Source organism: Aggregatilinea sp., from assembly GCF_036822615.1.
Lineage (GTDB): Bacteria > Chloroflexota > Anaerolineae > Aggregatilineales > Aggregatilineaceae > Aggregatilinea.
Genome location: NZ_DAISHJ010000009.1, coordinates 43,214 through 69,185, shown reverse-complemented (window position 1 = coordinate 69,185; position 25,972 = coordinate 43,214). Strand labels below are relative to the sequence as shown.

Below are 25,972 nucleotides of genomic sequence, written 5' to 3'. Positions count from 1 at the left end.
ATTATGCCCTGGGTTGATGATGTACTGGATGGACTGCAAGTCCAGATCGACAAACTGTGGTATGACCTGCTGCGCCTGCTGGCGCTGGCGGGTTGGACGCTGCAAAAAGGGTTGTTCATGATGGGCCACGCGATTGAGTTGGCAAACATCTGGCTGGTCGAGAACGCCTTCGCGCCACTCATCACACAGACCAACAATCAGATGCGCGTCACGGCCAGCCTCGCCTTCGTAATCGCCCTCATGGTGTTGGGTATCACCTACCTGCTGGCGGCCTTTGTGAAACTGGACGTGGTCAGTCCACGCGGCGCGATTGGCTGGTACCTGGCCGGGATCGTGTTTTTCCAACTTGGCCCGCTGCTGTACCAGGGCATGAACGACTTCCGCCGCGATCTGAGTACCGGGTTCTATACCGTCGCGCTGGACAGTATGCAGAGCGCGGGCAGTCCCTTCAGTTCCCTCGGAGCCGTGACCAGCAGTGACCTGCCACCACTGGAAGCGTGTGATGCGCTGGGACCGTATCTGCCCGGCGCGACCGGATTCAGTAACGACGTGGACGGTCTGGATATTGCCCTGGCCTACCTGCTGGCCGATGGTCAGGACGTGATGGGCTACCCGCCCCCAACCCTGACTGCCTGTTTCCAGCCGCGCGGCGCATTGTACGATCCCGCCCTGCCTACCCACTGGCAGTTCTACGAGGACTCGTACTTCTACGTGGGTAACAGCTCACAGTTCTTTGGTGACCCGCTCAACGAAGAGGAGCGCAAAGCCTCCATCGACAAAGCGGGCGCGGCGCAATTTCGCATTTTCTCCGCCTGGCCGATGGTCATCTTCGGCGTGGTCGAGCAGCTCATCTTCCTGCTGCTGACGATAGCGCAAGGACTCACGTTTGTCAGTTTCAGCGTCGCCATTCTGTTCGCCTTTTTCAAAAAGACCGAAGTGATCGCCCGCTCGATTCTAGATATGTGGATTGAACTCATCGTGCAGACGGTGGTGATCGCCCTGATGCAGTCGCTCATCATCTCATTCCTGCTCGGCGCTGCTGCCACCCAAAACGCATTGGTCGTGTTGGGTGTCTCCCTGCTCTGCACCATCTTTATCCTGGTGCTGCTGTGGAGCGGCATCAAGGCGGTATGGAACAGCTTCAACCGGCTGTTTGGAGCCATTGGGCAAGCCACCGGCGGTGTGATGGTCGCACCGGGCGCGGTGGGCCTGGGATTGGCCGGAGCCGGTGTTGCTGCCGCTGCCGGTGGAGCCGCACTTGTGACCAATGTCGGCAGCAGCGCGCTGGCCGGAGTCTCTGCCATGCAGCAGGGTGCGACAGTGTCTCAGACTGCCGGTGTGATGTTGGGCGGCTCGCGGCGTTTGCAGTCTGCGGCTCGAACGCTGGCTTACCTCCCCGGCACGCGCAATACGCCGATCGGTCAGATGGCCGACGAATTCACCGAAGGTTCTGTGCTGCGCCAGGTGGGTCAGAGTATCCCGCTGGTGGGCGGTGTTGCCGGGCCGGTTTTGGGGGCGTTGATGCTCAGCGACCGCAGTCAGCCGCCCAAGCCCAAGCGCAGCGTCAGCCTGCCTGCTGAACCGGTAGACCGGGAAGATGGGGATAACGTTACGCCTGAACGACCGTCCAGGTCGCGTCGTATGGGTACATTTACGCCCATACCCGACGAGTTACCCCTGCCCGCCGTGATCCAGCCTCCTGTCTCATCTACCGGTGATCCTGGTGAGGAAATTGAGGAGCGTGTCAGTGACGTTGGCGCATCCGTCCGCTCGCACGCGGGACAAACCCACGCGGCAGTGGATCGTGTGCAACGCGCGACAGATGCACAGGGAGAAGAGATCGAAGAGCGCGTCGGCGCAGTGGGTGCGGACGTCCGGGCGCAGGCAGGCCAGTCAAAAGTGGATGCAGAGCGTACCGCCTATGCTTCGGATATGCACGGCGAAGAGGTCGAAGACCGCATTGCCACTCTGGGTGCAACCCTGCAAACCGGTCAGACCCAGCCGGTCCTGGGCCTGATGCGGGTTGAGGGTGCAGCCAATATCGCCGGTATCATGGGTGATTTCATTTCCCAGATGCGCGTCCAGCGTACCCTCGATGGTCAACCAATGGCCGGTGGCGCAGATCACTTCACCATCGCGCAAGGTGTCGCGCGGGCGATGGGCGTTACACCCCAGGCCGGTGACCGTGCGCCAATCCAGGGGGATGTGTCGCGGTTGGGGCTGTTTGGAGACATGGCACTGCGCCTGGGACTGACGGGCCAGCAGGCTCAAACCGTGATCTCTGAAGTCAAGAACTCCCCTACCGGGCAGCTTACGCCGCAAACGCAGGCCACATTGGTTGAGCAGGCGCGCGGCACTCTCAACACCGGCTGGGAAGGTGCTCAGCAAGCCGTGAGTGCCCTTCAACGCGCCGCTGTGATGCTGCCAAACGCCATCACCGCGCGGGGTACGGCGGTTATACCGAATATCAATGTCACGCCGCAGGTGCAGGTCAACGTCAGCGCACCGGAGCGTAATAGTCTGGATGCGGCCATGCACTCCCAGGAAGCCTTGGCTGGCAGCCAGAGCGCAACGGCCCAACGAGGTGAAGAATGATCGAACAACTCCAGTACCATACCATTGAGGAGCTGCGCGCCCTGAGTCTGGACGAGCTGCGGGCGTTGTGGGAACTTGTACCCACCGACCGCCAGCACCGTTACCAGATGCTCTACCAACGCGAGGTGCGTATCAACGGGGCGTCCGGTTCGGATGCCCTGGAACAGCAGATCGTGACCGCCCTCATCCAGCGTTATGCAGACGGGGCGCTGGTGCCGATTGGTGCGCGCTGGGCCAGGACGCCCATCCGTATTCAAAACGCGGCGCGGCTTGGCGAAGTGCATGTCACACCTGAAGCGGAGTATACGCCGCCTGCGCCCAAACGGACTCAGGCGCTCCTGATCTTCAGCGGCGCAGGCTTGTTTCTGATCTTTTTCGTGTTTTTCCTGCTCTCGCGGTTGGGTGGAGATGACTCCAAACCAACTGGGGAAGCGGGCGATGATTCACCCTATGCCACGCCGACCCTACGTTACACGCCTTCACCGACGCCCATCGCGCTCGAAGAGCAGGATGTCATCATCCGGGATGGTGTACGCGACCGCGCCCCCGCTTACCCGGTCAACCTGCAAATCCTGCCTGCCGGGCAAACTCAGCCGCGTGTGTTTGTCGTGCAGCGAAGAAAAGTTGAGTTGTCCGAGTGGTTGTATGATCCCAACCCCGACACCGCGTCGTTTATCCAGGCGCTGAGTGTGCGCCCGGTGATTGGCGTACCGTGGTCTCCGCAGAACGAAGCCCTTTTTGAATCGCTGGGACCGGGCGCGACGTTTAGCATCCGGCTCAACACGGGAGCGGTGCAGCAGTTTGACTTCGCCAGCAAAACCCAGGTCAGCCGCAGTGATACCAGTGCCTTCCGGCAGATTGAGCCGGGATTGGTGCTGGTCCTGATAGGCGAGCGGGACGAGCGCGGCGCGCCAACTGCATCGCGCCTGCTGGTGCTCGCTACTTACCCGCCCGAACAGGAGCTTTCGCGGGATGATGTATTGGTGGCCGATCTGTTGGATTTGCCGGTAGTCGATGTGACACCCGCCCCGCCAGCGCCGACCGCGACGCCGCTCCCGGCGCGAGACTTGTTGCACGTGGACGTGATCTCGGTCGTCACTGTAGACCAAAGAATCACCGTGCAATTGCGGGCCTACAACGGTCAATCCGAGCCAGCAGACATCCGACCGGAAAACATCGCCATTACCTTTGGTTACGCCCCGCGACCACCCGGTCCCTGGATGCCCGCCGAAGGGCTGGGGCCGTTCATGCTGCTGCCGGGCCAGGCAGTGGACCTGACGCTGCATTGGGCGTGGGCGGGCGAGCCGTATGCCAAACTGATCGTAGGAGCTTCCCAGTATGCCATACAATTGACGCCCGGTTGAAACTAAGGCATTATGGCAGCGTAACGACAGCGGGACGGATAGGGCCGTTCGGCGGCTCTCGACCCTGGCACAAGAGACTTGTGCCCGAATGTATGGGCAGACTCGGCTCGCCAGCGATAGGTCGTTGCAGGTGGACACGTCGTCCGGCTTACATCGCAGATTCATGTCAGTTTTAGGAGATTCTCATGCCCGCCGGGAAAATGCATGTCGATGAGATAGACATCGCTTCATCCCTCGTGCGCCGGCTTCTCGTGGCGCAATTCCCGCAGTGGGCAGAACTCTCCCTCGAGCCCGTGCCATCCGCCGGGACGGACAACGCCCTCTATCGCCTCGGCGACGACATGGCCGTGCGACTACCCCGCCACCCCGGAGCCATCGATCCGGTGGAAAAGGAGCAGCGGTGGCTGCCGAAACTAGCCCCGTTCCTACCGCTGGCTGTTCCTGTCCCACTCGCGAAGGGGACTCCCGGCGAGGGCTACCCCTGGCCGTGGTCCATCTGCCGGTGGCTCGAAGGCGAGAACGTGACCATCGAGCGCCTCGCTGAACCCCGTCAGGCGGCAACCGACCTGGCGCAGTTCATCGTTGCCTTGCAGCGGATCGACGCCACCGGTGGGCCGCCGCCTGGGCCGCACAACTTTGACCGCGGCGAGCCGCTCGCCATGCGAGACTCCCGTACCCGTGCCGCGATTGCAGCCCTGAACGGCATACTCGATACCGACGCGGCGACCGCGGTATGGGAAGCGGCCCTCCGGTCACCCGCCTGGAGCCGCCCGCTCGTTTGGATCCATGGAGACCTGCAATCCGGGAACTTGCTGGTCCAACAAGGACGGCTCAGCGCGGTCATCGACTTCGGAGGTCTCGGTGTGGGTGATCCGGCGTGCGACCTGCAGGTCGCGTGGAATCTTTTTTCCGCCGAAACCCGGGACGTATTTCGGGTGACGCTGCGGGTCGATGAGGCGACGTGGGCGCGCGGTCGCGGCTGGGCATTGTCCGTCGGATTGATCGCTCTCCCCTACTACCAGACCACCAACCCGGTACTCGCTGGCATCTCTCGGCGCGCCATTGATGAAGTCCTGGCCGAGCACAAACGCAGCATGTGATACGGAAACGAACTTCAAGAAACGCCGCGTGACGATACCTGATCCCACCTGTATGTCTGGATCTGTCTGGGTGTAAGCTCAACTGTCCACCGAAATTCGCCTTGCTGCCCGGTCAGGCGGTGGAACTGACGCTGCATTGGTCGTGTACCAGTATGCCGTACAGGTAGAGTAAAAGGCCCATTTTCCCGATTTCCTCTCAATGCAGCCCGTCTCCGAACCGGCTGCGTTCTTTGTGTCCACAACCGAGTTCGGAATTTTGACACCCAAATCCGGCAAATTTCCGTACCCAAAATGGTAATCCTCCGCAAGATCGCCCTCTCCACTTTGATATCCTGAGAATGTCAGATGGAGCGGGGTGGCGCAGTCGCAACACGACCTCACTACTCAGAAGGAGAAGCGCGTCACAGACCGCGACTCCCACCCTGCCCTGACATCATCGTCTAATCCACATGTGGAGGGTTTTTACCGTGTCTTTGTCTCAAACGATCGAGCAGTGGTTTGCCGAAGCGCAAGCCGTCGCACAGTTGGTGGCCCCGATGGCTGCCTTCCTCGGGTTCATCGCGCTTGGAATTATGTACATGGGGTCGTCTTTTCCAATCATCGGGCAGTGGAAACAGGATAACCCCCGCGCTGCCAACCAGGTGGTGATGGGCCTCTTGTTCGTCATTGCCGCGTCCACCGTCGCCAGCCTCATCTCGTTCACCTAGTCCCGTCCGTTCATCACCCGCCGCCGCAAGGGCAGCCGCACTGGGCTGCCTTTGCGCACCGGCAGAGGACCATGTATGGCTGCCGACATCAAATCACACGTGCTGCGCAGAGACGAAAAGGGGTTCGCCGGGATTCCGTTCAAACGCCTGCTGCTAGGCGGCGTCAGCGGAGGCATGACACTCATCCTCGCCCGCTTCGCGTTGGGCAACGTGGCATTCCTGCTGGCCGTGATCACCTTTATCCTGGCGCTGGTCTTAACCGGCCCGCGCGGCGGACTCCCTTTGTGGCAGCGCCTGCTCTACCGCGTGCGCGGCAGCCTGATGCTCGCCGCCGAACGTAAGCCTAGAAGCATCGGCGGTCGCCTGGGGACAGCGCTTGATATGCCGACCGGCCTGGTTACTCTTGACTCTGAGGCCGTTTTCGCGCCGCCGGAAGGCGAAGTCGAGGCCGATATGACCGAATGGATCACTTTCGCACATGCCGATGAAGCCGACCACGACAGCGGCCTGATATTTGTCGAAAGACCTGCGGCGCTGCCGTTAGAAGGGAGTCACTAATGGCCGATAAGAACATCCCGGTTCGCACCTTCCTGATTGAACCGTTTGACATCATGCTGCACGCGACCGAAGAGGGCGTGCAAACATTGCAAGCGCGCTTCGCCACCTGGCTGCGCACGCTGCCCGGTCCGGCGCGTTTTTTCTGCTGGCAGACACCCGCCAGCCTGGATGAAAAGATCGCTCAGGTCAGCCGCGCCGCCCGTGAGACGGACGATCCCCGCCGCGCCGCGCTATTGATGGAATACCGCCGCCATTACGAGATGCTGGAAGCCGAAGCGGATTACCAGCGCACATTGTGCGGCATGGCATTGTGGTCGGATGAAATGCCGCGCGCCCTGGCAGGTGGCATGATCTCCGCCTTCGACACCCCGGTCTTCGAAGCGCCACTGCCGCCGCTCTTTGAGGGACGTTACGAACTGCGGGAATCCCCATTCTGGCACCTGGCTCCGGTCGGTCGTCCCGGTGGGCGTCCGCTGCTGGCGGTGCTGACCAGCTACGAATTCCTGCCTGCGTCATGGAACTTCTTCCGTCCGCTGGCCAGTGTGCTGCGCCTGAATATCCCGCTGGCGCTGGCGGTGGACATCCCCAAAACCTTCGAACGTAACGCGGCAGTGGATGCGGTGGAGAACATCATCGCCGCCTACCAGGTCCACCTGTCCGGTGTGAGCGGCGAGGACAGCCGCTCGGTCACGCGCATTAACGACTGCCGCCGCACCTTGCAGGAAATCAACGCCGGGGACGCGCTGCACCAGGTGCAGATCAGTTTCGCCGTGTTCGCGCCTGACCTGGGCACACTCAAGCGCCGCGTGCATGAGGTCATCAACGAGACCCGTCCCTGGTTCTTTTTACGGCAGGAAGTGGGCGAACTGCTGGCGCGGGCGGTAAGTTTTTTCTCTCACACTCCCAGCAAGCTTATCAACATCCCGGCGACCACCTGGCCGGTCACGTCGCGCGAGCTGGCGCTTTTGCTGGCTCCACTCGGGTATCGCAAGCTCTCGACTACGGATGGCGTGCTACGGGGCGAAGCGGTTGGCGCGTCCTACCCGGTCTTCCACAACTCGTGGCGTGACAAACGCGCCACGCATGAGGTCTGGGTAGGCACGACCGGGTTCGGCAAGACGTTCTTACTCAATGGCTATCTTTCCCGCGAATACGCCGAATCGGGTATCCCATTCGACCTGCTCGAACCGATGGGACATGGCCGCCACATTGTGCAGGCCTTCGACCTGCCCTGGTACGTGCTCAGCGCCCAGCACACCTGCCTCAATCCACAGGACGTGATGTTCCCAACGCTCATCGAGCAGAAGTCACACACCATCCGCATTTACGAGACGGTGTTAGGTCGCCAGCTTTCCAGCGGCCAGCGTGAAAACCTGGAGCGCGGCCTGCTGGGTGAAGCGCTCGAAATCCTCTACAGCGGGTTCGGTGACCTGGAGTCGGTGACGCCGGACATCGCGCCCTTGTGCGAGACGGTCTGTGATGTGCTGGCCGGGTTGGGCGACAAGCCGCACATCCAGCAGGTGGCGCGCGACCTGGCCGACGAGATCGCCGGGTTGTGTACCGGCTCCGGTCCCTGGGCCAAGTTCCTCAACGGACACACGACGGTGGATTTTGGACGTGGTGGCAAAGAGCAGATTGGCCCGCGTGTGTTCTCGTTCCACGAGTTGGAAGGCGACCCGGTCATGACCGCACTGGCGTATGCCCAGGTGCTGTCCGCCATCCGCCGCGACTGCCTGCGCGATGAGTTGCCGCGTATCATCGCGGTCGATGAGGTCTACCGCCTGATGCGCCACCCGTCGCTGTTGGACTTCCTGATTGAAGCTGCCAAGACGTTTCGCACCAAAAGAGCCAAGCTGATCGTGGTGGATCAACAGATGAGCGTGTTCCTTGAGAACAAAGCCCGCCTGGTCTTCGAGAACTGCCCGATTCGCGTCATCTTTTCGCAGCGCCAGGGCATGAACGTCTTCCGTGAGGATGCAGCCTTTCAACATCTCAACAAACACCACCTGGACATCATCGCATCCCTGCCGCGTTTCCAGTATGTCCTGGATATACAAGACGAGGGAATCTTCTGGTTACTAAATCGTCCACCTGTGTCCGAAATTGGGCGCTTCGGTACAACGTAATGGAGCAGTTATGGCTAAACAACCCAGCACCAGCCCCTTCAAGGTCATGGAGGAGGAAGCGTATCATGCCTTCCTGGAATGGCCCGTGTGGCTGGTCCTCAGAGAGAAAGAACTCGCGGCCTACCTGGCCGCAGATCGACCGCAAGCGGACCCGCGAGCAGCTTCGGATACTCGTGGACCTGCTCAATCCGATTCGGAGAAGTGAAACACATGGTTAACAAGCTGTTGATCGTCGAGAGCACTGCTAAAAGCGCTCGCATCGCCAAAATGCTTGGTTCTGGCTGGCGGGTGGAAGCCACACGCGGCCACGTCCGCGACCTGCCCCAGGACAAGCTGGGGATTGAAGTCAATCAGGATTTCCGCCCGTTGTACGAAGTCCAACCGCGTCAGGCTAACACCGTCCGGCGACTGCTCAAAGCTATTCGAGAAGCGGAATCGGTCTATGTCGCCACCGACCTGGATCGCGAGGGAGAGGCTATCGCGTGGCACGTCCTGCAGTTGGCCGACCTGCCGCCGGACAAGCCCGTCTACCGTGTGGCCTTCACCGCCATCATCGAAAGCGCGGTCAAAGCCGCCATTGCATCCCCGCGCCCGCTCGACCTGAACCTGATCGAAGCCCAACAGACGCGCCGTATTGTCGACCGGCTGGTGGGTTACCTCGTGTCACCGCTGGCCTGCCAGGCGTTGGATGGGCGCTACTCCGCCGGGCGTGTGCAAAGCGCATGTTTGCGCCTGGTGGTCGAACGCGAGCGGCAGATCGCCGCCTTCACGCCAGAAACCTATTGGACCCTGGATGCACAACTGGCGGCAGGTGAAGGAGAGTTTAACGCCCGGCTGTATTCGGTCAAGGGGCAGCGGGTTGAACGCCTCACGCACGAACAGGTCGATACGCTCACCAGTGGCCTGAAAAACGCTGCCCTCTGGATCGGCAGCATCCGGCACGGCGAGCAGATACGCCACCCTGCTCCACCGTTCACGACCAGCACACTCCAGCAGGCAGCCAGCCAGGCGCTGGGACTGTCGCCGGAACGTACCATGCAGGTTGCTCAAAGGCTTTACGAAGCAGGTCAGATCACGTATCACCGCACGGATGGGGCCGATATCGCGCCAGAAGCGCAGGATGCCGCCCGCCGCTTGATCGCGTTGACCTACGGTGGGGACTATGTGCCCAACGAGCCACAAATCTACCTGGCCAAGAGCAAACATGCCCAGGAAGCTCACGAGGCCATCCGGCCTACCGATGTGACGCGCCTTCCCCAGGACGTCAAGGGCGATGGCGCAGAGCTGTATGGCCTGATCTGGCGGCGTTTTGTTGCGTCACAGATGGCTTCAGCACGTTACGCAGTGCAAGTGGCCGAGGTGCTGGCAGGAAAAACACATGGCTTGCCCTACCCGCTGTCGTTCCAGGTCAAAGGCCGGATGCTGGTGTTCGACGGGTTCCTCAAGATCTACCAGGACCCCCCCGATCCCGATGCTGAACCCGAAGAAAACCCGATTCTGCCGCCGCTGTCGGAAGGTGCGGCGCTGCACCTGATTGGGTGGCTGCCTGTCGAACGCCAGACCCAAGCGCCGCCGCGTTTCACCGAGGCGTCACTTGTGCGCGAATTGGAACGCCTGGGTATTGGTCGCCCGTCCACGTATGCAAGTATGGTCCAGACGCTCAAGCAGCGTGGGTATGTAACCGTCAAGAGCAAGCGGCTGGTGCCCAGCAAGAGCGGCGTGAGTCTGTGTGACTTCCTGACTGTTCATTTCCCTGACCTGTTCGCCGCCGGATACACCGCACATCTCGAAAATGAGCTGGATGCAGTCGCGAGTGGCCGGGCGGCGCGGCTGGACATACTACGCGCGTTCTGGTCCGACTTCACCCCGCAGTTACACGCAGCGGGTGAGGTCACCCAAGCCACCAAATCACCGCAACAGTCACCTATAGTGACCGGTGAAACCTGCCCTGCCTGCGGTGGCGACCTGGTCGAGCGCAAAGGCAAACATGGCAAATTCACCGGCTGTGCCAACTATCCCGACTGCGGTTATACACGCGGTCTGGAACACAAACCGGTTACGCTGCACGGCGCGACGAGTTGACGGGAGCTAACCAATGACCTACGAACCGGACACTCTCCCGCCTGAGCCACCGCCTGATGACAAGTATGACTACGAGCCGCCGCCGGATGATTTACGCTTCATGGATGAGCCGCCGCCGGAAGTGTATGACTATGAACCTGAGCCATTTGTGGTTTCGCCGGATCAGCAGTCCCTGCCTGGCTTTGAGCCACCGCCCGGACCGCCGGATAACTGGTCCTGGCTGGATGCGCGTTTCGTCGGGCTGGAACAGGCCGATGCCGATGGAAACCTGACCGGCTACGAGGTCGGCTGTGTAGACCTCTATGCTGACACGGTATCGGGTGATCTAGGCGGTACGTTTTTGCGGGTGCAGGCCTTTGGCCCTGACGAACTGGATCAGGCCGAAGACCTGTTCAACCGTCTCAACAACTACGCCTACGACCAGGGTTTGGGCGCGCACGACGTGCCCGACCTCGCTGAACGCGCAGCCGCGAAAATCGCCGGACGTGAAAGGCTTGAGCCGCCGCAGTGGCGCGCTCTGACACCCGGTGAATACGGACTGTTCGCGCGTGAGTTTGGTTTGACTCAGGATGCCGAACCGGACATCCCGCCGGAATACGCTCATGACGACCTGCTCCGCACGGCTTTCGAGTTGGGCGGTGTGGCAGTCGAGATGATAGAACCGGAACACTATCCAGCAGCACAGGCGCTGGAAGAGATCGGTCTTTCCGCTGACGGGTTTGACCCCGATCAGGACATGCCGCCCTTCTACGATGCCGACACCAACACGGCTTACTGGATTGGCGTCTACCAGCCCGATCCCGATGACCGGGAAGTCTGCGTCGCCAGCATCCTGTCGCTGACACACGATCCTGACTCCGGCGTATATGAAGCCCAGCTTGCACCGTGTATGGTTGGGGATTGGGACAGAGCGTATGAAGCCAGCGAACACCTCATCGGCATCGCCGAGCGGAGTGAAGACATCGAGCGTGTCTTCGAAGCAGCGGAAGGCATGGCCATCGCGGCTGACCAGCGCGAAGGCTGGCAGCATGAGCGCGGTGTCTCACTCGAACCCGAGTCATCCCAGGGAATCGGTGAATACGCCACCCAGACATGGGAGCTTGACCTATGAACGATTTGAGCGTGTCCTTCACCTTCCGGATAAGCGAAGAGGACAAGGCCGCACTGAGCACCTTGGCCGCACGATGGGGGTGTGACCGTGGGGCGGCGCTGCGGCGCTTCATCCGGCAGTCGTCGCTGCCCCTCACTCCGCGTGAAGCCGGTCAATTCACGGTCAACGGCCATGTATTCCCGCTCAAACTGAGTGTGGGGGAGCGTGTGGAATGACGGAAGAACAGACCATCAACCGCAAGGAATTTCCGAACGGCGATGTAGCGGTGGACGAAGGGTACGGCCTGGTCTACCGCACGCCGGAAGCGGCCTATACTGTCGAACTCGACCCACCTGCACACCCCCTGAGTGGTGAGCCGTTTGGCGTGGACCTGGTGCGTACCACGCGCAGTGAACACGGTTTGGAGCGGGAGCAGCGCCTGACGCTGGCCGAGTATCCGTCCTTCATGTCGGCGGAGGAGCACATGCATGAAGCTGAAAAAACGCTGCTTGAGTCAGGCCGTGAGGGGCTGCAGCCTGCGATGACGCTGGTTGAGGCCATGCCGTATGAGCCGGACAGCGCGATGTACGTGGTTGGACTGTATCCCTTTGAGCCTGACCTCGACCGGGGCACGTTGAGCCTGATCCGGCTGGATGATGGGCGGTTGGATGTAGCACCGGTGGCGCGCGGTCCCATCGTTGAACTGACGCCCATCGAGCAGCGGCTGTGGGATGTCAAAGTGGAAGGCGATACTAGCAGGCTGCTCGAAGCGGCCACGCTGGAAGCCACCCGCGCCGGTGAACTGGCTCCCGGCACGCCGTTGTTCGCATCGGAGGGACAGGAAATGACCGTAAACAAAACCGAGTTCACACCGGAATGGGAAAACCATCCCGACTGGCCGGATCTCAGCATCTGGGACCAGCCCCCCACACCCCAACCCGCCGCCCTGGTGCTGCCGGTCACGTTTGGCGATGACATGACGCCCTTCGATGCGCAGGGGCGTTACGTGCCGCACCACCGCGACGCGGCGGACACCGTCCACTTCTTCTCGGTGGTGGACCGCCCATCAGACAGTCCGCTGCCGGAGGATGCGCCGCGCGAGCTGCGTTACTTCCGTGCCCAGAAAACCGAAGAAGACATCGTGATGCATGATTCGCTGCCGGTCATGCCGGTGACCGATCCCACCACATCCCCCTGGCCGCTGCCCGCGCTGCACCTGCACATGGAAGACGGTGACCTGGATACAGCGCAGAAACTCGCGCGTAACACGGCACGGGATAACGGACTGTTTTTCCCGGACAGGCTGCCAACACTGGGTGTGGTTGAACCTGAACCATCGCTGGAAACCTGCTGGTATCACTTCGATGCCGCATTGGTGTCTTCCACGCCGCAGGGCGTTGATGACGGTTACAACGTCGGCGTGGTCGATGTATATGCCAACCACGAAGATAACCGGTGGGCGGCCCGGTACCTGCCGATGGGCGAGTTTGACACGCTCGATGAAGCGCTGGCCTACCAGCAGCAGGCGCTGATCAACCGGATTACCGAAGACCGCGAGTCGGCGTTCTCACCGGCAGGCTTCCACGACAGCCCGGCGATCTACGAACGTATCGCGTTGGCTGAAGCCGATGCCGCCCTGACCGACTTGCTCGAACAGCACGACGGGCATTACCCGCCTGACTATGATGGTGGTTACGAGCCGGAATGGGAAGCGTTGACCTCCAAAGAGTGGGAAGCCTACCGCGACCACGTGCGGATGGTTACAGAAGCCATTCCTGGCACCGAGCCGATCCGCGACAAGCTGCCCACCGCGCCCCCTGGATTTGCAGGCGAAACGCTCATCGCGTCCAGTGTGTTGCCCGACTCGCCCTATCTCCAGGCGGAAGATTTTGTCTTTGAGGACTTCGAGCCGAAGGATATCGCGCCGACCTGGCGGCTGGACATCGTACCAGCGCGTGACCCGGAGGGCGCGCAGTTGGGGTATTCCGCCGTGTGTGTGATGGACTTCAGCGACCTGGCCGAAGCGCTGTCCCCCGAATCACCGGAGCGCGCCCAGTGGCTCGAAGTGGCGCAGTTCCAGACCGAAGAAAGGGCGCAGCAGTTCCGCGAGGACTTCATGTCGCTGGCAGGCATGGAAGAACTGAGCCACCTCACCGGCCCTGGGTTCGCCGAGGCGGTCGCAAGTGACCTGGGGATGGACAGCGAGTGGCAGGTGATGGAGAAGGATGCACTCGAAAAGCTGGAAGCCGGTGAATGGAGTGTTACACATCCGGCTGAGGCGTGGCAACCCCGGCTGAATGAAGTATCCAATCCGGCGCTAGAAACTGCACACCTCGATATTGACCTGTGAACGCGCAAAGGTTGGCGGGGGTCCTCTCCGCCAACCTTTTTTGTTCTGCATTGAGCATTCTTGTCGTATTGACGATTGCTCTGCTAAACTTAGGCCACCGTGATGACAACGTTGCCCTTCTTGTGGCCCTGATCCACATAGCGGTGCGCCTCGACGATTTGTTCCAGCGGATAACAGCGATCGATGACTGCTCTGAACTTGCCAGCCTCAATCAACTCCCTGAGCAGCACCAAATCCTCAAGCCGTGGCGTGGGGTTCCCGCTATCGACCGACATGTACTTCCCGTTTGCCGTGAGTGCGTTCTTGCACGCCAGCTTTAACTTGGAACTTTTCTTCTTTCCAACAGCGTCCATGACGAAGTCGTAACGCGCTCCCTCGACTACCGAATCCTGTCTGGTGTAATCAAGCACATGATCAGCGCCCAGCGATGTCACGAATTCCAGATTCGCGGTGCTGCATACCCCGGTCACTTCCGCCCCATAGTGGTGTTTGGCGATCTGCACCGCAGTAGTTCCAATTGCCCCCGAAGCGCCATAGATCAGCACCTTTTGTCCACGCTGGATATGACCCCCTCTCAGAAAGTGCGACGCCATCGCAACCCCATAGACAACAGCGGCAGCTTCTTCATAGGTCATCGTGGACGGTTTTGCTGTTATCACGCTGGGGACGGTTCCCGGAAAGACCATCATACGTCCTTCCGGCAGGCATGTGTACTCGGCATAACAGCCAAAGTGCGTCCCGGTGAATGCAAACACCTGATCGCCCGACTTGAACTGAGTGACATCCCTGCCAACTGCTTCGATTTCTCCGGCCAGCACCATGCCCAGGATGGAATTTCTTGGTCCTCTAAAACCAACCACAAGTCCCATCAACAGTCCTATCGGGTGCCAAATCGGCAGTTTGAAACCCCGTACAATACAGTCACTGGCGGTGACTGCGGTCGCGCGAATCTTGATGCATACTTCATGATGTTTGGGAGTAGGCTTTTCAACCTCTTTGAGTTGAAGAACTTCGGGTGGCCCGTATTTTGTGCATACAACCGCTTTCACGATTTTTCTCCCGAGTTTGATTTTGCATTACTGTACCACCGTGATGACAACGTTGCCCTTCTTGTGGCCCTGATCCACATACCGGTGCGCCTCGACGATCTGTTCCAGCGGATAGGTGCGGTCAATGACCGGTTTGAGCGTACCGGCTTCCAGCAGGTCTTTGAGCGCCAACAGTTCCTCATTGCGCACGATCCGCCCGCCACTCTCATGTGAGTCCTTGTGGACATTCAGGTAGATACCCGCCGGTTTGAGCGCCTTTTTAGCGCGCGCAGGCGAAAATTTAGCTACGGCGTCAAAAATGATATCATAGGTGTCGCCGTGTTGGGTAAAGTCCTCCTGCGTGTAGTCGATGACATGATCGGCCCCCAGCCCGCGCACCAGATCAAGATTCGCGGTGCTGCATACGCCGGTTACGACTGCGCCCCAGTGGTGGGCAAGCTGCACGGCATTCGTGCCGACCGCCCCTGAAGCGCCGTAGATCAGCACCGTCTGGCCTGGCTGAATGTCGGCTTTTTTCATGCACCGTAAAGCCGTCATCCCCCCACCGACCGCCGCCGCCGCTTCGCCATAGCTCACATGATCCGGCTTGATCGCGATCAGCCCGTCTTCCGGCAAGCATTTGTACTCGGCATAGCCGCCAAAATCGACTTCAAAGGTCGAGGCAAAAATCGGGTCGCCGGGCTTGAAGCGGGTCACGTTCTGACCGACCGCCTCGACTTCTCCGGCCAGTTCCATACCGAGAATCGGGCGGCGCGGTTTCCTGATCCCCAAATACAGCCGGGCGGGTATCCACTGCGCGCGCGGAACCGTGAAGCTGCGCATTCGCACGTCGCCTTTGGTGACGGTCGTCGCATGGACGCGAATCAGGACTTCATTTTCTTTCGGCGTGGGTTTCGCCATCTCGACCAGGCGCAGCACTTCGGGCGGACCGTATCGTTCGTAAACAACGGCTTTCATGGTGCTTCTCCGTTTTGCGGCACTGTGATAACCACGTTTCCCTTTTTGCGCCCGGTATCGACATAGCGATGTGCTTCGACGATCTGCTCCAGTGGATAAGTGCGGTCAATGACCGGTCGTATTGCGCCTGTTTCAACCAGGTCTTTGACAAATGCCAAATCTTCCTGTTTTTCGGACGAAACCCCGGCCAGCACTTTCTGGCCGCCGAACAATGACGTGCGCAGCATGTGACCAAACACACCCGGACCACCCGCCCCGGCGAGATAGCGTCCGGTAGCAGTCAGCGAGTTTTTGCAGGCCGGAAATGAACTTTTGCCGACCGTATCAAAAATGACGTCATAGGTCTGGCCGTTTTGCGTGAAATCCTGCTGCGTATAATCAATGACCTGATCCGCGCCCAGCGCTTTGACCAGTTCAACATTCGCCGTGCTGCACACCCCGGTGACATCTGCCCCGAAGTGTTTGGCGATCTGGACTGCCGCCGAGCCAACACTGCCCGACGCACCGATGATCAGCACCGTCTGACCCTGCTGGACATGGCCCAACTTTCTGAGGAAGGTCAGCGCGGTCAAGGCCCCATTCGGGATGGCGGCGGCTTCTTCATAGCTCAGATTGGCGGGTTTTAGCGCCAATCCAGCGCCTTCCGGCATCACCTTGTATTCGGCATACGCGCCCACCCGTATACCATCGATCCCAAAGACCGGGTCACCAACTTTGAACCGGGTCACCGCTTTGCCAACGGCTGCGATCTCGCCTGCCAGTTCGACTCCCAGGACCGATTTCCTGGGTCTACGTAGACCGAACATCAAGCGCGATATAGATTTGAACCCTGGCGGCACAAAGACGAATCCGCGCATATTACAATCGCCGGTAGTAACGGTGGTCGTATGAACGCGAATCAGGACCTCGTTATCCTTCGGCGTGGGGTTTTTTATCTCGGCCAGATGCAGTACATCCGGTGAACCGTATCGTTCGTAGACAACCGCTTTCATGGTTCTGATTGCTCCTTATGCTTATGGGCGCTCATGGCGCGCGCAAGGGGAAACGCTGGCCCTGTTCCACCGGGAGCACATTCACCCGGTATCCGTTCAGCGCGCCCCGGATCGCGATTACGATAGCAAACGCGATCACGCCCGTGCGGTAGTCGATGGTCCCGATGATAGGCAGCGCCAACGGGACCCAATAAACCAGGTTATACACGGTAAAAATGATGATCTCGATAGCGGTCTGTTCTACCCGCTTATCCTGCCCTGCCTGCTGCCGGAGCCATGCGAACCGCATGACCGCATGCTGCTCGACCACCACTCAATACACCGCCCCCAGAATCGCAAACACGATAAAGCCGGCGCGAATCGGCAAAACGGATGTGGACAACATGACGATCACGAAGACCAGGAGCAGCACACCCAACACCAGCGCGAGTATGTTGTTCCACCGGGGAGTTAGAAATCTGTCCTTATTTATGGCTGTTCCCATTTACTGTGCGCCCGATGTGATCACAACATGGCCGGTGCGCTGCCCGGATTCGGCGTAGCGGTGCGCTTCGGCGGCCTGGTCTAGCGGAAACGTGCGATCCACCACTGTTGTGATCGCGCCCGCCTCGACCAGTTCGCGGATCGTATCCAGGTATGCATATCCCTCGCCAGAGAACGCGCAGACCACTTTTTGGCCGCCGGATCGCGCCGTGCGCAGCATGTGCAGCAGGTGCGGCAGTTTGAAGCTGGTATATAGAAGGAGACCATTTGGGGTAAGCGACTTTTTGGCGCGCGGAAACGTACTCTTGCCCAGCACGTCAAAAATCACGTCGTACTGCTGGCCGTTCTGGGTGAAATCCTCGCACGTGTAGTCGATGACATGATCGGCCCCCAGCCTTTTCACCATCTCTACGCGCGCTGTGCCACAGACCCCGGTGACTTCTGCACCATCGTGTTTGGCAAGCTGCAATGCATACGACCCGATGGACCCCGACGCGCCGTTGATCAGCACCTTTTGGCCGGGCCGGATGTTCGCTTTTTTGAGCAGGTTCAGCGCCATCATCGCCCCATACGGCACGGTGGCGGCTTCTTCATAGCTCATATTAGCGGGTTTGTGCGTCACCGATCCATTTTCGCGCATACAGATATATTCGGCATTCGCGCCGAAGTTCTGCCCCGGATAGCCGTAGACCTGATCGCCCACCTTGAAGCGCGTGACATCCTTGCCGACCGCTTCAACTTCCCCGGCCAACTCAGAACCGAGAATGCGAATGCGCGGCTTGCGCAGTCCGAAAACCAGTTTGGTCGGGACCCAGAGCAGACTCGGCATATTGAATTCGCGCGGGGTAATGCTGCGAAAATTGCGCGCGACCAGGTCGCCGTATCCGACCGAGCGCGCGTAGACTTTGATCAGGATTTCGTTGTCTTTGGGTGTGGGCTTTTCGACTTCGGTGAGGTGCAAAACTTCCGGTGGTCCATATTCGGTGTAGATAACAGCTTTCATGTGTTTCCCTCCAAGGCGGCTTTGATCCGATCTTTCTTACTATCCCAAACTACTGTACGACACAGGTCGCCAGCCAGTTGCGCCATCATTGATAGTGGTTGCGTATCACCCAAAGCCCCGCCGTTACTGTAGAAAACCTGCTATGATTAAGAGCAATCCGCCAATGGGATTGAGATTGCTATGGATGAACAAAAGAACGAACACGATGACGATGTACTGATCGACACCATCTGTGCCGGTTGCGATCTCCCGTTCCCGGTGAATGATTTGGGCCTGTGTGACGATTGTTTTGCGAAGCTCGAACGCGATCTCATTCGAGCACGAGATTGGGATTATTCAACTACAGCCTTCATAACTCCGCCGGATCAACTTGAGGCGCTGCGTGAGCGTATTATACGAGACTACGGCGCTGACTACGAACTCATCGCGTCACCCGAGACCGCCAAAAAACCGAAGCGAAAAAACAAACGCTCACACTCACGGGCAACTCAGCGCAAGCGCGAGATCGCAGCACAAGCAGTGAAGGACTACAGCACGGAAGATGTCCTGCAGGCGGCGCGCAACTTTATCCGAGAACGAGACGAAGAATGGGTGAACATCAGCCGTGTCATGCAACATCTCTACGAAACCTTCTACAGACTCAAGCCGAAACATTTGGGGCAGCCCGGCAAGAAATACAAGAGTCTGCTCAAATTCCTGGAAGACTACCCATCTGATTTTGAGCTGCGTGAAGACGCGGACAAACGCGGCCTTTACTGGATTCGCCTGATCTAAAAACAGAGGGACTGATGCAGTGCCCTCTGTCGAATTGAATGATGACGGATTGTTCGAATAAGCTGCAAGCGAATCTGGTTCCTGCTAATCCATCAGGAAATCTTCGCTGAGAGCGCGCAACGCCCCAAAATGCTCAACTTCATGTCGCCACGCCGCCAAAAACGCCTGCGCAATCTGAAGCGGCCTAAGCGAAGAAACAACCTCGAATAGCATTCCATCGGCCTCATCATCCGACACCGTCAGTATTTGCCCCAGGCAGGCAGCCGAAGCGTGTGTCAACCGCAGGCGCTGCTCCTGGCTCAGTTGATCCCCAATCGACCGGAGCAAACTCAGCGCAACATCCATCGACCGGGTAAATTGACCGGTCTCAACAGCGAGTTCTTGCTCATCTGAGATCCAGTTTATCACGACGCCATCCGCATTGACGCTGTCTGGTGCCAGCTTATCCATGCCGAAGACCTCTTGGGCAATCGCACGAGTCAAATACGCTTCATCCAACGCCAGCACTTCTTCTAACTGATTGATCATTTTTGTCTCCTCATCGCTTTTTCGAATGTTCAAATAACCTACGATAGATACTTATCGCGAGCTGTTCTTGGCGAAGATTAGCACAAAAGTTCTGTAAAATCAAGCATGAATCTCGTTCAGTGCCATCGAATCAATGGTTGATCCGTGCTTTCAGTTTTTTGCTGGGTCGAACGACCAACCGGCGGATCACCTGGCGCGACTGACCGGTGACGAGCATTCCGCGCTGCTCCCCTCGGTCAATACGCCGCACTTCCAGTACCAGGAAATTCTCAAGCTCGATACGCCCGCCGGAGGTCAGTTCTTCAGTCCATACCTCGATTAACGCTTCCAGCATCCGCTGGACGTCATGGTTGCGCAGCCGGGTGCGGTGGCCAATCTCGCTCACTATCTTGTTCTTCGTCAGTGCCATCAGTCACGCTCCATCTCTGCTAACCGGGCCTGACGCGCCTGCCGCATCCGCATGAGGTCGGTGAACGGCGTTGCTTTGCCCGGTGTTTTCTGTTCCAGTTTTGCCATCACGCGATGATGCGCGCGTTCCAGCATTTCGCGGTCAGTACCAGCTTTGGCGACCGGTGCTGATGCTGGTTCCGGCGAATTGACTGGTTTCAAATCGAGGGCGATACCCCGCTCCAGCAGGAGCGGTTCACCGCTGCGCGTGATGTGGAACCGCTCCCGCCAGTCGCGGCGCTCGTAGAGGCGCGTCAGCCGCGCGGTCAGGATCACCTGGGTGGCGAAATTCGGCTCGACATACCGCGCAAAAATGGTGCAGTTGCCCGACTGTGGCGTGATGACCTCATCCACCGTCAGCAGAGGACGCTGGCGCAGGTGGCTGTTGAGGTCGTCCTTATTTGCGTCTGCGGTGGCGATTCCGGACGCCTTCGAGTAGTATTCCGCCGTTTCAGCATCGCAGCCGCCAAACACGATCTGTGTTGCCAGACCGGTGAGCAGCGCCTGGGTGCCTTCCTGGCCGTAGATCAGGTGGAACTGCCCTTTGGTCTGCGCGCCAATCAGGATAGAAATCCGCCGTTTACGCACCAGGTTCACGTCAGCTACCAGGCTGTCGAGTTTGCCCAGGGTCGGGAACTCATCCAGCACCACACCAACCGGCACGGGCAGCGGCCCGCCGTTCAACTCACCGATGGTGTCCAGGTCGAGCATCAGCTTGCGCAGCGTCGCGCCGAGATACGAGGCATAGACCGCACGCATCCGGCCCGGACAGGTCAACACAACCACGGTAGGTTGTGAGACGATCATCTCCACCCCGAAGTCCGACGCGCTGGTGTTGGCACGCACATCAGCCGACGCCCAACCGGTCAGCGCCGTGGCGAGCGTTGCGACCACGTTGGCCGCGACCTTACCATCCGAGCGGGCACTGGCAATGAAAGCATTCGCCAGCAGGGATGCATCATCTTTGCCCCCTGCCAACGTATCGGCCAGTGCTTTCAGATCGTTGAGCGCGTTGTAGATGTCACCGAGCGTGTCGAAACGAATCAGGCACGCGGCCAGCAGTGCGGCAGCACTGTCGGTCCAGAAGCGGTTGTCGCCTTGCGCGCTGGGGACCAACACATCAGCAATCGCACGCGCATCGGACACGCTCGTGATGTCGGCTGCCAGGTTGTAACGCGGTCCGGCGCTGCTGGTCGGGTCATGCACCGCAACCAGGTGACCGGTCACCTGTGCGAAGCGGATGACATGGTCTTTGATTTCACCCTGCGGGTCAGCCACCACCAGGCTGTGCCCGGCCAGCATTCGGTCGCCAATGACCGGTAAGATCACACCTTGCGTCTTACCGGACCCCGCACCGCCCAAGGTCAGGATGCCGCGCGCCGCGTCTTCGCCGCTCAGATGGAACGTACCTGCTCCGTAATCCAGCCGCCACTTGTTCTCGCCCCAAAACGCGCCCAGGAAGCTCACCCCTTCCCGGTCCTGGCGGCGGTAGCGTCGGTATTCACGCATGGTGCAGAAGTGAGATGAACCGAGCGATCCACGCCGCACTGCCGGGCGGCGTTGCCGATCTACGCGCTCACGCAGCCAACCACCCTGGCGCAACCCATCATGCAAGACAACATTTGCCATACACAACACCATACATGCCATCAATCCGGCCATGAACAGCCGAGCGCGGTGAACGGTGGGTGGTCCTCCGGTGACCGTAGTGATAAAGCCCTGATCAATCTGCGGTATTCTTGTGTACTTGATGGCAAAATCGCCCATCAGCGTGAGATAGAGTGCCAAGACTCCCAAAGAGACCATGAGGTGTGCCAGCAGTCGCAAGACATGATCCCGCACCGTGTTTTGTTTTTCCTCGTCGGTGCGGCGAATCGATGCACCCATCAGGGCCGCTGTGAGAATTGGAGTCAAAGGGATCAGGCACAATAACGGTGCAAGACACGCACCCAGCGCCGCACGTCCTTCGGTGAACACCCAGTAGAACATAAGTTACTTCTCCCGCCGCAAGCGCCATTCGGTCACACCATAACTCACTCCGACCAAACCTAATGTGGAAACGTACAACGCTTCACCAAAGGTTAGTCCCAACCAACCCAGTACGGTGGTTATAATCAGCATGATCCCCAGCAGAGCCAAGCCACCCACATACGACAATTCTCCGGCTCGAAACACAATGTCTTCCTTTCGTTTAGCGTGGAAACCACACGTCCAGGTCTTCCGAATCCGTTGGAATGTCGTGCGTGACTTCCGGTTCTTCGCGCAGCCGACGCCATTCCAAGCCAATCGTCCGGTCCAACGCCTGTTCGAATTCCTCACGCGCAATATCGTTGAACAACTCGTCGTGGCCCTGGCGTTTGTTGATGTACATGGGTTCCCATCCCCCAACGGTCGGAGCCAATCCCGGCAGAATGACATGGGTATGAAGCTGCTGCTCGCCTTCCTTGGTCTGCCGATCATGGAGCACGTAGCTGTAGCACGGAATTTGGAAACCACGCGCATCGTAGTAGGCTTCAACGATGCGTTCGGTCACGTCCATCACCAGGGTTCGTCGCTGATCTTCGGGAACCAGCGCCATAAGGTCAGGTGCAGGCGAAATCACCCAGGTCCACGCCAGTACATGCTGGCTCTTGAGACGCTGGCAGTTGGCATCAATTTCGCGGTAGTGTGCGCCCAATCCCCGGTCCTGCCAGCGATCCCGCAGCTTACTTGCGCTGGCTTTGGTATTGTGATCTTCGCGGTACTGGAAATATTTGAGAGCCGAACGAAATCCTTTGGGTCCGCTGCCGCGTCCCCGTCGCCTGGGCGACTTGTACTTCAGATCGGGAACGATGATCGCTTTACTCACTGTTCACGCACCGTATCGATTTGTCTTTTGACAGCCTGCGTGTCTTGCGCAGCTGAGACAATCGCAGCTTGAATCAACTCCACGGCTGTGATGGACTGTTCGGTAAATACGGGCAGCATAACCGCCAGTCCGTGGGCAACCAGAGCGATGATCACATGCAGGTGGAATTCCAGGTCATCTTGCAGTTCATCAATCCGATCGCGAAACACCTTGTGGAAATGTACCTTACTGCCGGTGATATCTTCCTGCCGGTCCAGGTACTCCCGGATGGCCTGGCGAATGATCTCGGCTTCGGTGATCTCTTTGTCCTGTTGGTCGATTAGTTGTTGAAGTCGTGCGCGCAATTGAGGTGTCATCGCAACGCTGCGTCGAACGGTTTTGGTTGCTCGCATGAGAAGCCCTTTCAGTTACATTGGACTTCCTCATTGTCTCAAATCGGGGTGCTATCAGATGCGGAGAATTACCGTTTTGAGTATGGAATTCTCCCAAATCGCGGGGCAAAATTCCGAAGCAACACGTATTGTACTGGCTCACACACTATGCGTTGTGAGTTGGTCGCGTTTCCGCGACCGTCGCACCCAGAAAAACAGTGCTGCCGGTGGGCACGCTGTGGGGTGCGACATCTCAGCCTGGGAACCCAGGCTGAGACGCTGCGCGGGTGCTCTATCCCGCGCAGGGGTGCCTCGCGTGAGCGGGGCACGCCAGCCTCACCGGCGCATGAGGTGCGAGCTTTTAGCTCGCTACGCTCCCGGACAGCCAGTCCGCGCCCATGCCCCGTAAGACACACCTGTCTTACACGGCTGATGGCGCTGTCCGGGGGCGTAGGTCACCGCCGTGAGGCGGTGACTGGGCGTGCTGCAAGGCACGCCCGACACGCGCACAACGTCGATACCCTCAGGCGCGTGACAGTGTGTCCACGCAAAAAAAGAGCGGCACCGAAGCGCCGCTCTGGATGTCGTGCGAGGATGTGTCAGAAAGGCATCTCCTCCTCAACCGGTTCGTCCCCATTGGCGCGGTCCAACAGGACCAGGCGGGAGGCGCTCATGTCCAGGCTGACCTGCGGATTACCGCTCTGGTCAACCCAGGCGCGCGGGCGCAGCCACTCACCCGTCACCTGCAAAAGCGAACCCTTGTGGACGTACTTCTCGACCACGGCCACCAGGCCATTCCAGCAGCTTACGCGCACCCACAGCGTCTGTTCGCCCGAACGGGTCTTGCGATTGACTGCCACCGAAAAGCTCGCGACCTTCTGCTCCCCGACGGTTTTGACTTCAGGCTGACCACCCACGAAACCGACGACCGAGATATTGATGCTGGTACCCATGTTGTTGTCTCCTTGCGCCCTGGGCGCTCTTGTTCCACCGGCTCCATTGCCGATTGGCTGACCGGTCATCAGCAGGGGCGAACAGCCGGGGGTCACCCGTAGGGCGCTGCCTGTTTGCAATGAGCGCAGCGGCACAAGCCCGGCGCAAACAGGCGTAGCGACATCTGCAATGCAGATGTTGACGCCCGGCGCACCTGCTAGACTGTCAGCCTCCAAATCGGCGTGATGGGCAGCCGGTGGATGCACCGGGCAGCAGGGGACAATGGGAACCCAGAAAATCAGGTCATCGGATGTGGTCAAGCCGGGACTGGCGTGGGCGCAGCGTTCGCGCGAGCCGGTATCTAGGCAGCCGCTGTCGGGTGTCATACGCAGAGATGCGCCTGGCTGGAACCAATGGGCTGATTCCGGTTCGCCGCAGGAAACGAGGTGTGAGGATGGCTACTCCTGGCCTGGAAAGCGGTGGTCAGGCTCTATGAGCGCCCTCAGTGTCTTGCACGCGAAACGGTGGTGTGAGGAGGCTGACTCTATCGGCTGCACGACAGGCGCGCGAGACACTCTACCAGTGGCGTGTAACACGCGTCAGCGGTTACAATGGACCTATCAACTCATGGAGGAAAATGTGATGTCACCCACTCCCAAGAAGTTCAAACGGCCCGACCAAAAGCCCCTGCCCAAACCCAATGTCGATCTCACCGCCAGCGAAGATGGTCAAATGACTGCCGAGAAAGTCCGGGCGATGTTCTGCAACCCCCTCTATGCGGGAATATCAGCGAATTTCCCGAAGCTGGTTGACGACGAGACCTGGATCAGGGCCGCCGCGCAGGCCATTCGTGAGCATGGATCAGAACAATGGCTGGTCAACATGCTCTATGTCTTGCGCGAGTCCTTGGGCACCAAGACTCCCAATGCAGACGAATAACCTCCCGCCACCCACTCAAAAAAAGAGGCGGGAGGCTCGCGCCCCCCAACCTCAAATCAGATGGAACGTACATGGACCATACCGTTCTGCATAACGCACCGCCATCTGCTCAGCCCACTCCTCACCCCGACCTTCGTCCAAAGGCCGTATCTTCCAGGCCAGCGGAATCCAGCCCTGTTTGCGCTTGAGCCACTCCATCGTTGCCACGGCCATCTGCTTGCAGACGATTGGCCCTGGCCGGAACGGTCGCAGCGGCGCATCGACCAGTTCGTTTGAGGTGATGTGTCTCCACATCTGGCGATGGGTGAGATGTGGCTCAAACAGTGACATCTGGCCCACCGGCTGCAAGACACGCTCGTAGTAGGATGTCGATATCACTGCCAAGTTTCGGCGGTTTCGTGTCGCGTGCGGTTTGCGACACGGACAATCCGGGTAGTGCGGACACTGCCAGGGAAAGTCGTATCGACAGCGGCGGCGCTCGCGTTCGCGCTCTTTTGCCGTGCGCTCGGCGGTCTGCTTCACAAGCTCAAAAGCGGCGATCAGCCCTGCATCGTTGCAGCGGCGAGTCCGGCTGGAACCCACAGGATTCAGGTACCAAATATCCCCATCAGGCAGCAGCTCGAACTCGAACCGCCGCCCATCAGACGTGAGTTGCACAGTGGTATGCATGATGTTC

The 25,972-nt window shown here is 59.4% G+C and carries 25 protein-coding genes; 13 read left to right on the top strand and 12 right to left on the bottom strand.

Annotated elements, in window-relative coordinates; all coding sequences use genetic code 11:
• Nucleotides 1-3 precede the first annotated feature (3 nt).
• The 11 genes from V7116_RS05115 to V7116_RS05065 all read left to right on the top strand — a co-directional run bounded on the left by V7116_RS05115 (nt 4) and on the right by V7116_RS05065 (nt 13,972).
• Nucleotides 4-2,595 (top strand): hypothetical protein, encoded by a 2,592-nt coding sequence (locus V7116_RS05115; protein WP_324390812.1) that lies wholly within the window; start codon nt 4-6, stop codon nt 2,593-2,595.
• Nucleotides 2,592-3,959, top strand: a complete 1,368-nt coding sequence (locus tag V7116_RS05110) for a hypothetical protein (RefSeq protein WP_324390811.1) — start codon at nt 2,592-2,594, stop codon at nt 3,957-3,959. The genes V7116_RS05115 and V7116_RS05110 overlap by 4 nt, the downstream gene beginning before the upstream one ends.
• Before the next feature lie 185 nt (nt 3,960-4,144).
• Nucleotides 4,145-5,059 (top strand): aminoglycoside phosphotransferase family protein, encoded by a 915-nt coding sequence (locus V7116_RS05105; RefSeq protein ID WP_324390810.1) that lies wholly within the window; start codon nt 4,145-4,147, stop codon nt 5,057-5,059.
• A 467-nt stretch (nt 5,060-5,526) separates the two neighbouring features.
• A complete protein-coding gene (locus V7116_RS05100) occupies nt 5,527-5,766 on the top strand; it encodes a hypothetical protein (protein ID WP_324390809.1) in 240 nt (79 codons plus the stop codon).
• Nucleotides 5,767-5,841: 75 nt separating this feature from the next.
• Entirely contained in the window at nt 5,842-6,324 is a 483-nt protein-coding gene (locus V7116_RS05095) for a hypothetical protein (protein ID WP_324390808.1), read from the top strand.
• On the top strand, nt 6,324-8,450 hold the full coding sequence (locus V7116_RS05090; protein ID WP_324390807.1) for a hypothetical protein: 2,127 nt from the start codon (nt 6,324-6,326) through the stop codon (nt 8,448-8,450). The genes V7116_RS05095 and V7116_RS05090 overlap by 1 nt, the downstream gene beginning before the upstream one ends.
• Nucleotides 8,451-8,460: 10 nt before the next feature.
• The gene (locus V7116_RS05085; RefSeq protein ID WP_324390806.1) at nt 8,461-8,655 is read left to right on the top strand and encodes a hypothetical protein; all 195 of its coding nucleotides are present in this window, start codon (nt 8,461-8,463) and stop codon (nt 8,653-8,655) included.
• A gap of 5 nt (nt 8,656-8,660) precedes the next feature.
• A complete protein-coding gene (topA, locus tag V7116_RS05080) occupies nt 8,661-10,532 on the top strand; it encodes a type I DNA topoisomerase (RefSeq protein ID WP_324390805.1) in 1,872 nt (623 codons plus the stop codon).
• Nucleotides 10,533-10,545: 13 nt separating this feature from the next.
• Complete coding sequence (locus V7116_RS05075; protein ID WP_324390804.1) at nt 10,546-11,643, top strand: hypothetical protein; 1,098 nt, start codon at nt 10,546-10,548, stop codon at nt 11,641-11,643.
• Complete coding sequence (locus V7116_RS05070) at nt 11,640-11,858, top strand: hypothetical protein (protein WP_324390803.1); 219 nt, start codon at nt 11,640-11,642, stop codon at nt 11,856-11,858. The genes V7116_RS05075 and V7116_RS05070 overlap by 4 nt, the downstream gene beginning before the upstream one ends.
• Complete coding sequence (locus V7116_RS05065) at nt 11,855-13,972, top strand: hypothetical protein (RefSeq protein ID WP_324390802.1); 2,118 nt, start codon at nt 11,855-11,857, stop codon at nt 13,970-13,972. Before V7116_RS05070 ends, V7116_RS05065 begins: the two co-directional genes overlap by 4 nt.
• Nucleotides 13,973-14,061: 89 nt before the next feature.
• Here the strand turns inward: V7116_RS05065 and V7116_RS05060 are convergent, their stop codons facing one another.
• The 5 genes from V7116_RS05060 to V7116_RS05040 all read right to left on the bottom strand — a co-directional run bounded on the left by V7116_RS05060 (nt 14,062) and on the right by V7116_RS05040 (nt 18,456).
• A complete protein-coding gene (locus V7116_RS05060) occupies nt 14,062-15,021 on the bottom strand; it encodes an NAD(P)-dependent alcohol dehydrogenase (protein WP_324390801.1) in 960 nt (319 codons plus the stop codon).
• 27 nt (nt 15,022-15,048) lie between these two features.
• Nucleotides 15,049-15,978 carry an NAD(P)-dependent alcohol dehydrogenase gene (locus V7116_RS05055; protein ID WP_324390800.1) on the bottom strand — a complete coding sequence of 310 codons (930 nt, stop codon included), beginning with the start codon at nt 15,976-15,978 and terminating at the stop codon, nt 15,049-15,051.
• A complete protein-coding gene (locus V7116_RS05050; RefSeq protein ID WP_324390799.1) occupies nt 15,975-16,970 on the bottom strand; it encodes an NAD(P)-dependent alcohol dehydrogenase in 996 nt (331 codons plus the stop codon). Before V7116_RS05050 ends, V7116_RS05055 begins: the two co-directional genes overlap by 4 nt.
• Nucleotides 16,971-17,001: 31 nt before the next feature.
• On the bottom strand, nt 17,002-17,259 hold the full coding sequence (locus V7116_RS05045) for a hypothetical protein (RefSeq protein ID WP_324390798.1): 258 nt from the start codon (nt 17,257-17,259) through the stop codon (nt 17,002-17,004).
• A 195-nt stretch (nt 17,260-17,454) separates the two neighbouring features.
• On the bottom strand, nt 17,455-18,456 hold the full coding sequence (locus V7116_RS05040) for an NAD(P)-dependent alcohol dehydrogenase (protein ID WP_324390797.1): 1,002 nt from the start codon (nt 18,454-18,456) through the stop codon (nt 17,455-17,457).
• Nucleotides 18,457-18,636: 180 nt separating this feature from the next.
• Between V7116_RS05040 and V7116_RS05035 the strand changes: the two genes are divergently transcribed.
• The gene (locus V7116_RS05035) at nt 18,637-19,230 is read left to right on the top strand and encodes an OST-HTH/LOTUS domain-containing protein (protein ID WP_324390796.1); all 594 of its coding nucleotides are present in this window, start codon (nt 18,637-18,639) and stop codon (nt 19,228-19,230) included.
• A gap of 84 nt (nt 19,231-19,314) precedes the next feature.
• Here the strand turns inward: V7116_RS05035 and V7116_RS05030 are convergent, their stop codons facing one another.
• From V7116_RS05030 to V7116_RS05005, 6 genes are all read right to left on the bottom strand, one after another.
• Entirely contained in the window at nt 19,315-19,758 is a 444-nt protein-coding gene (locus V7116_RS05030) for a hypothetical protein (RefSeq protein WP_324390795.1), read from the bottom strand.
• Nucleotides 19,759-19,888: 130 nt separating this feature from the next.
• Complete coding sequence (locus V7116_RS05025) at nt 19,889-20,167, bottom strand: HU family DNA-binding protein (protein WP_324390794.1); 279 nt, start codon at nt 20,165-20,167, stop codon at nt 19,889-19,891.
• On the bottom strand, nt 20,167-22,194 hold the full coding sequence (locus V7116_RS05020; RefSeq protein ID WP_324390793.1) for a type IV secretory system conjugative DNA transfer family protein: 2,028 nt from the start codon (nt 22,192-22,194) through the stop codon (nt 20,167-20,169). The genes V7116_RS05025 and V7116_RS05020 overlap by 1 nt, the downstream gene beginning before the upstream one ends.
• Nucleotides 22,195-22,396: 202 nt before the next feature.
• Nucleotides 22,397-23,053, bottom strand: a complete 657-nt coding sequence (locus V7116_RS05015) for a hypothetical protein (protein ID WP_324390792.1) — start codon at nt 23,051-23,053, stop codon at nt 22,397-22,399.
• Nucleotides 23,050-23,445, bottom strand: coding sequence for a hypothetical protein (locus V7116_RS05010; RefSeq protein ID WP_324390791.1), 396 nt, complete (start codon nt 23,443-23,445; stop codon nt 23,050-23,052). The genes V7116_RS05015 and V7116_RS05010 overlap by 4 nt, the downstream gene beginning before the upstream one ends.
• Nucleotides 23,446-24,023: 578 nt before the next feature.
• The gene (locus tag V7116_RS05005) at nt 24,024-24,377 is read right to left on the bottom strand and encodes a single-stranded DNA-binding protein (RefSeq protein WP_324390790.1); all 354 of its coding nucleotides are present in this window, start codon (nt 24,375-24,377) and stop codon (nt 24,024-24,026) included.
• Between the two features lie 607 nt (nt 24,378-24,984).
• Here V7116_RS05005 and V7116_RS05000 point away from each other — a divergent pair.
• Nucleotides 24,985-25,296, top strand: coding sequence for a hypothetical protein (locus V7116_RS05000; RefSeq protein WP_324390789.1), 312 nt, complete (start codon nt 24,985-24,987; stop codon nt 25,294-25,296).
• Between the two features lie 51 nt (nt 25,297-25,347).
• Here V7116_RS05000 and V7116_RS04995 read toward each other — a convergent pair whose 3' ends face one another.
• Complete coding sequence (locus V7116_RS04995) at nt 25,348-25,965, bottom strand: hypothetical protein (protein WP_324390788.1); 618 nt, start codon at nt 25,963-25,965, stop codon at nt 25,348-25,350.
• Between the last annotated feature and the right edge of the window lie 7 nt (nt 25,966-25,972).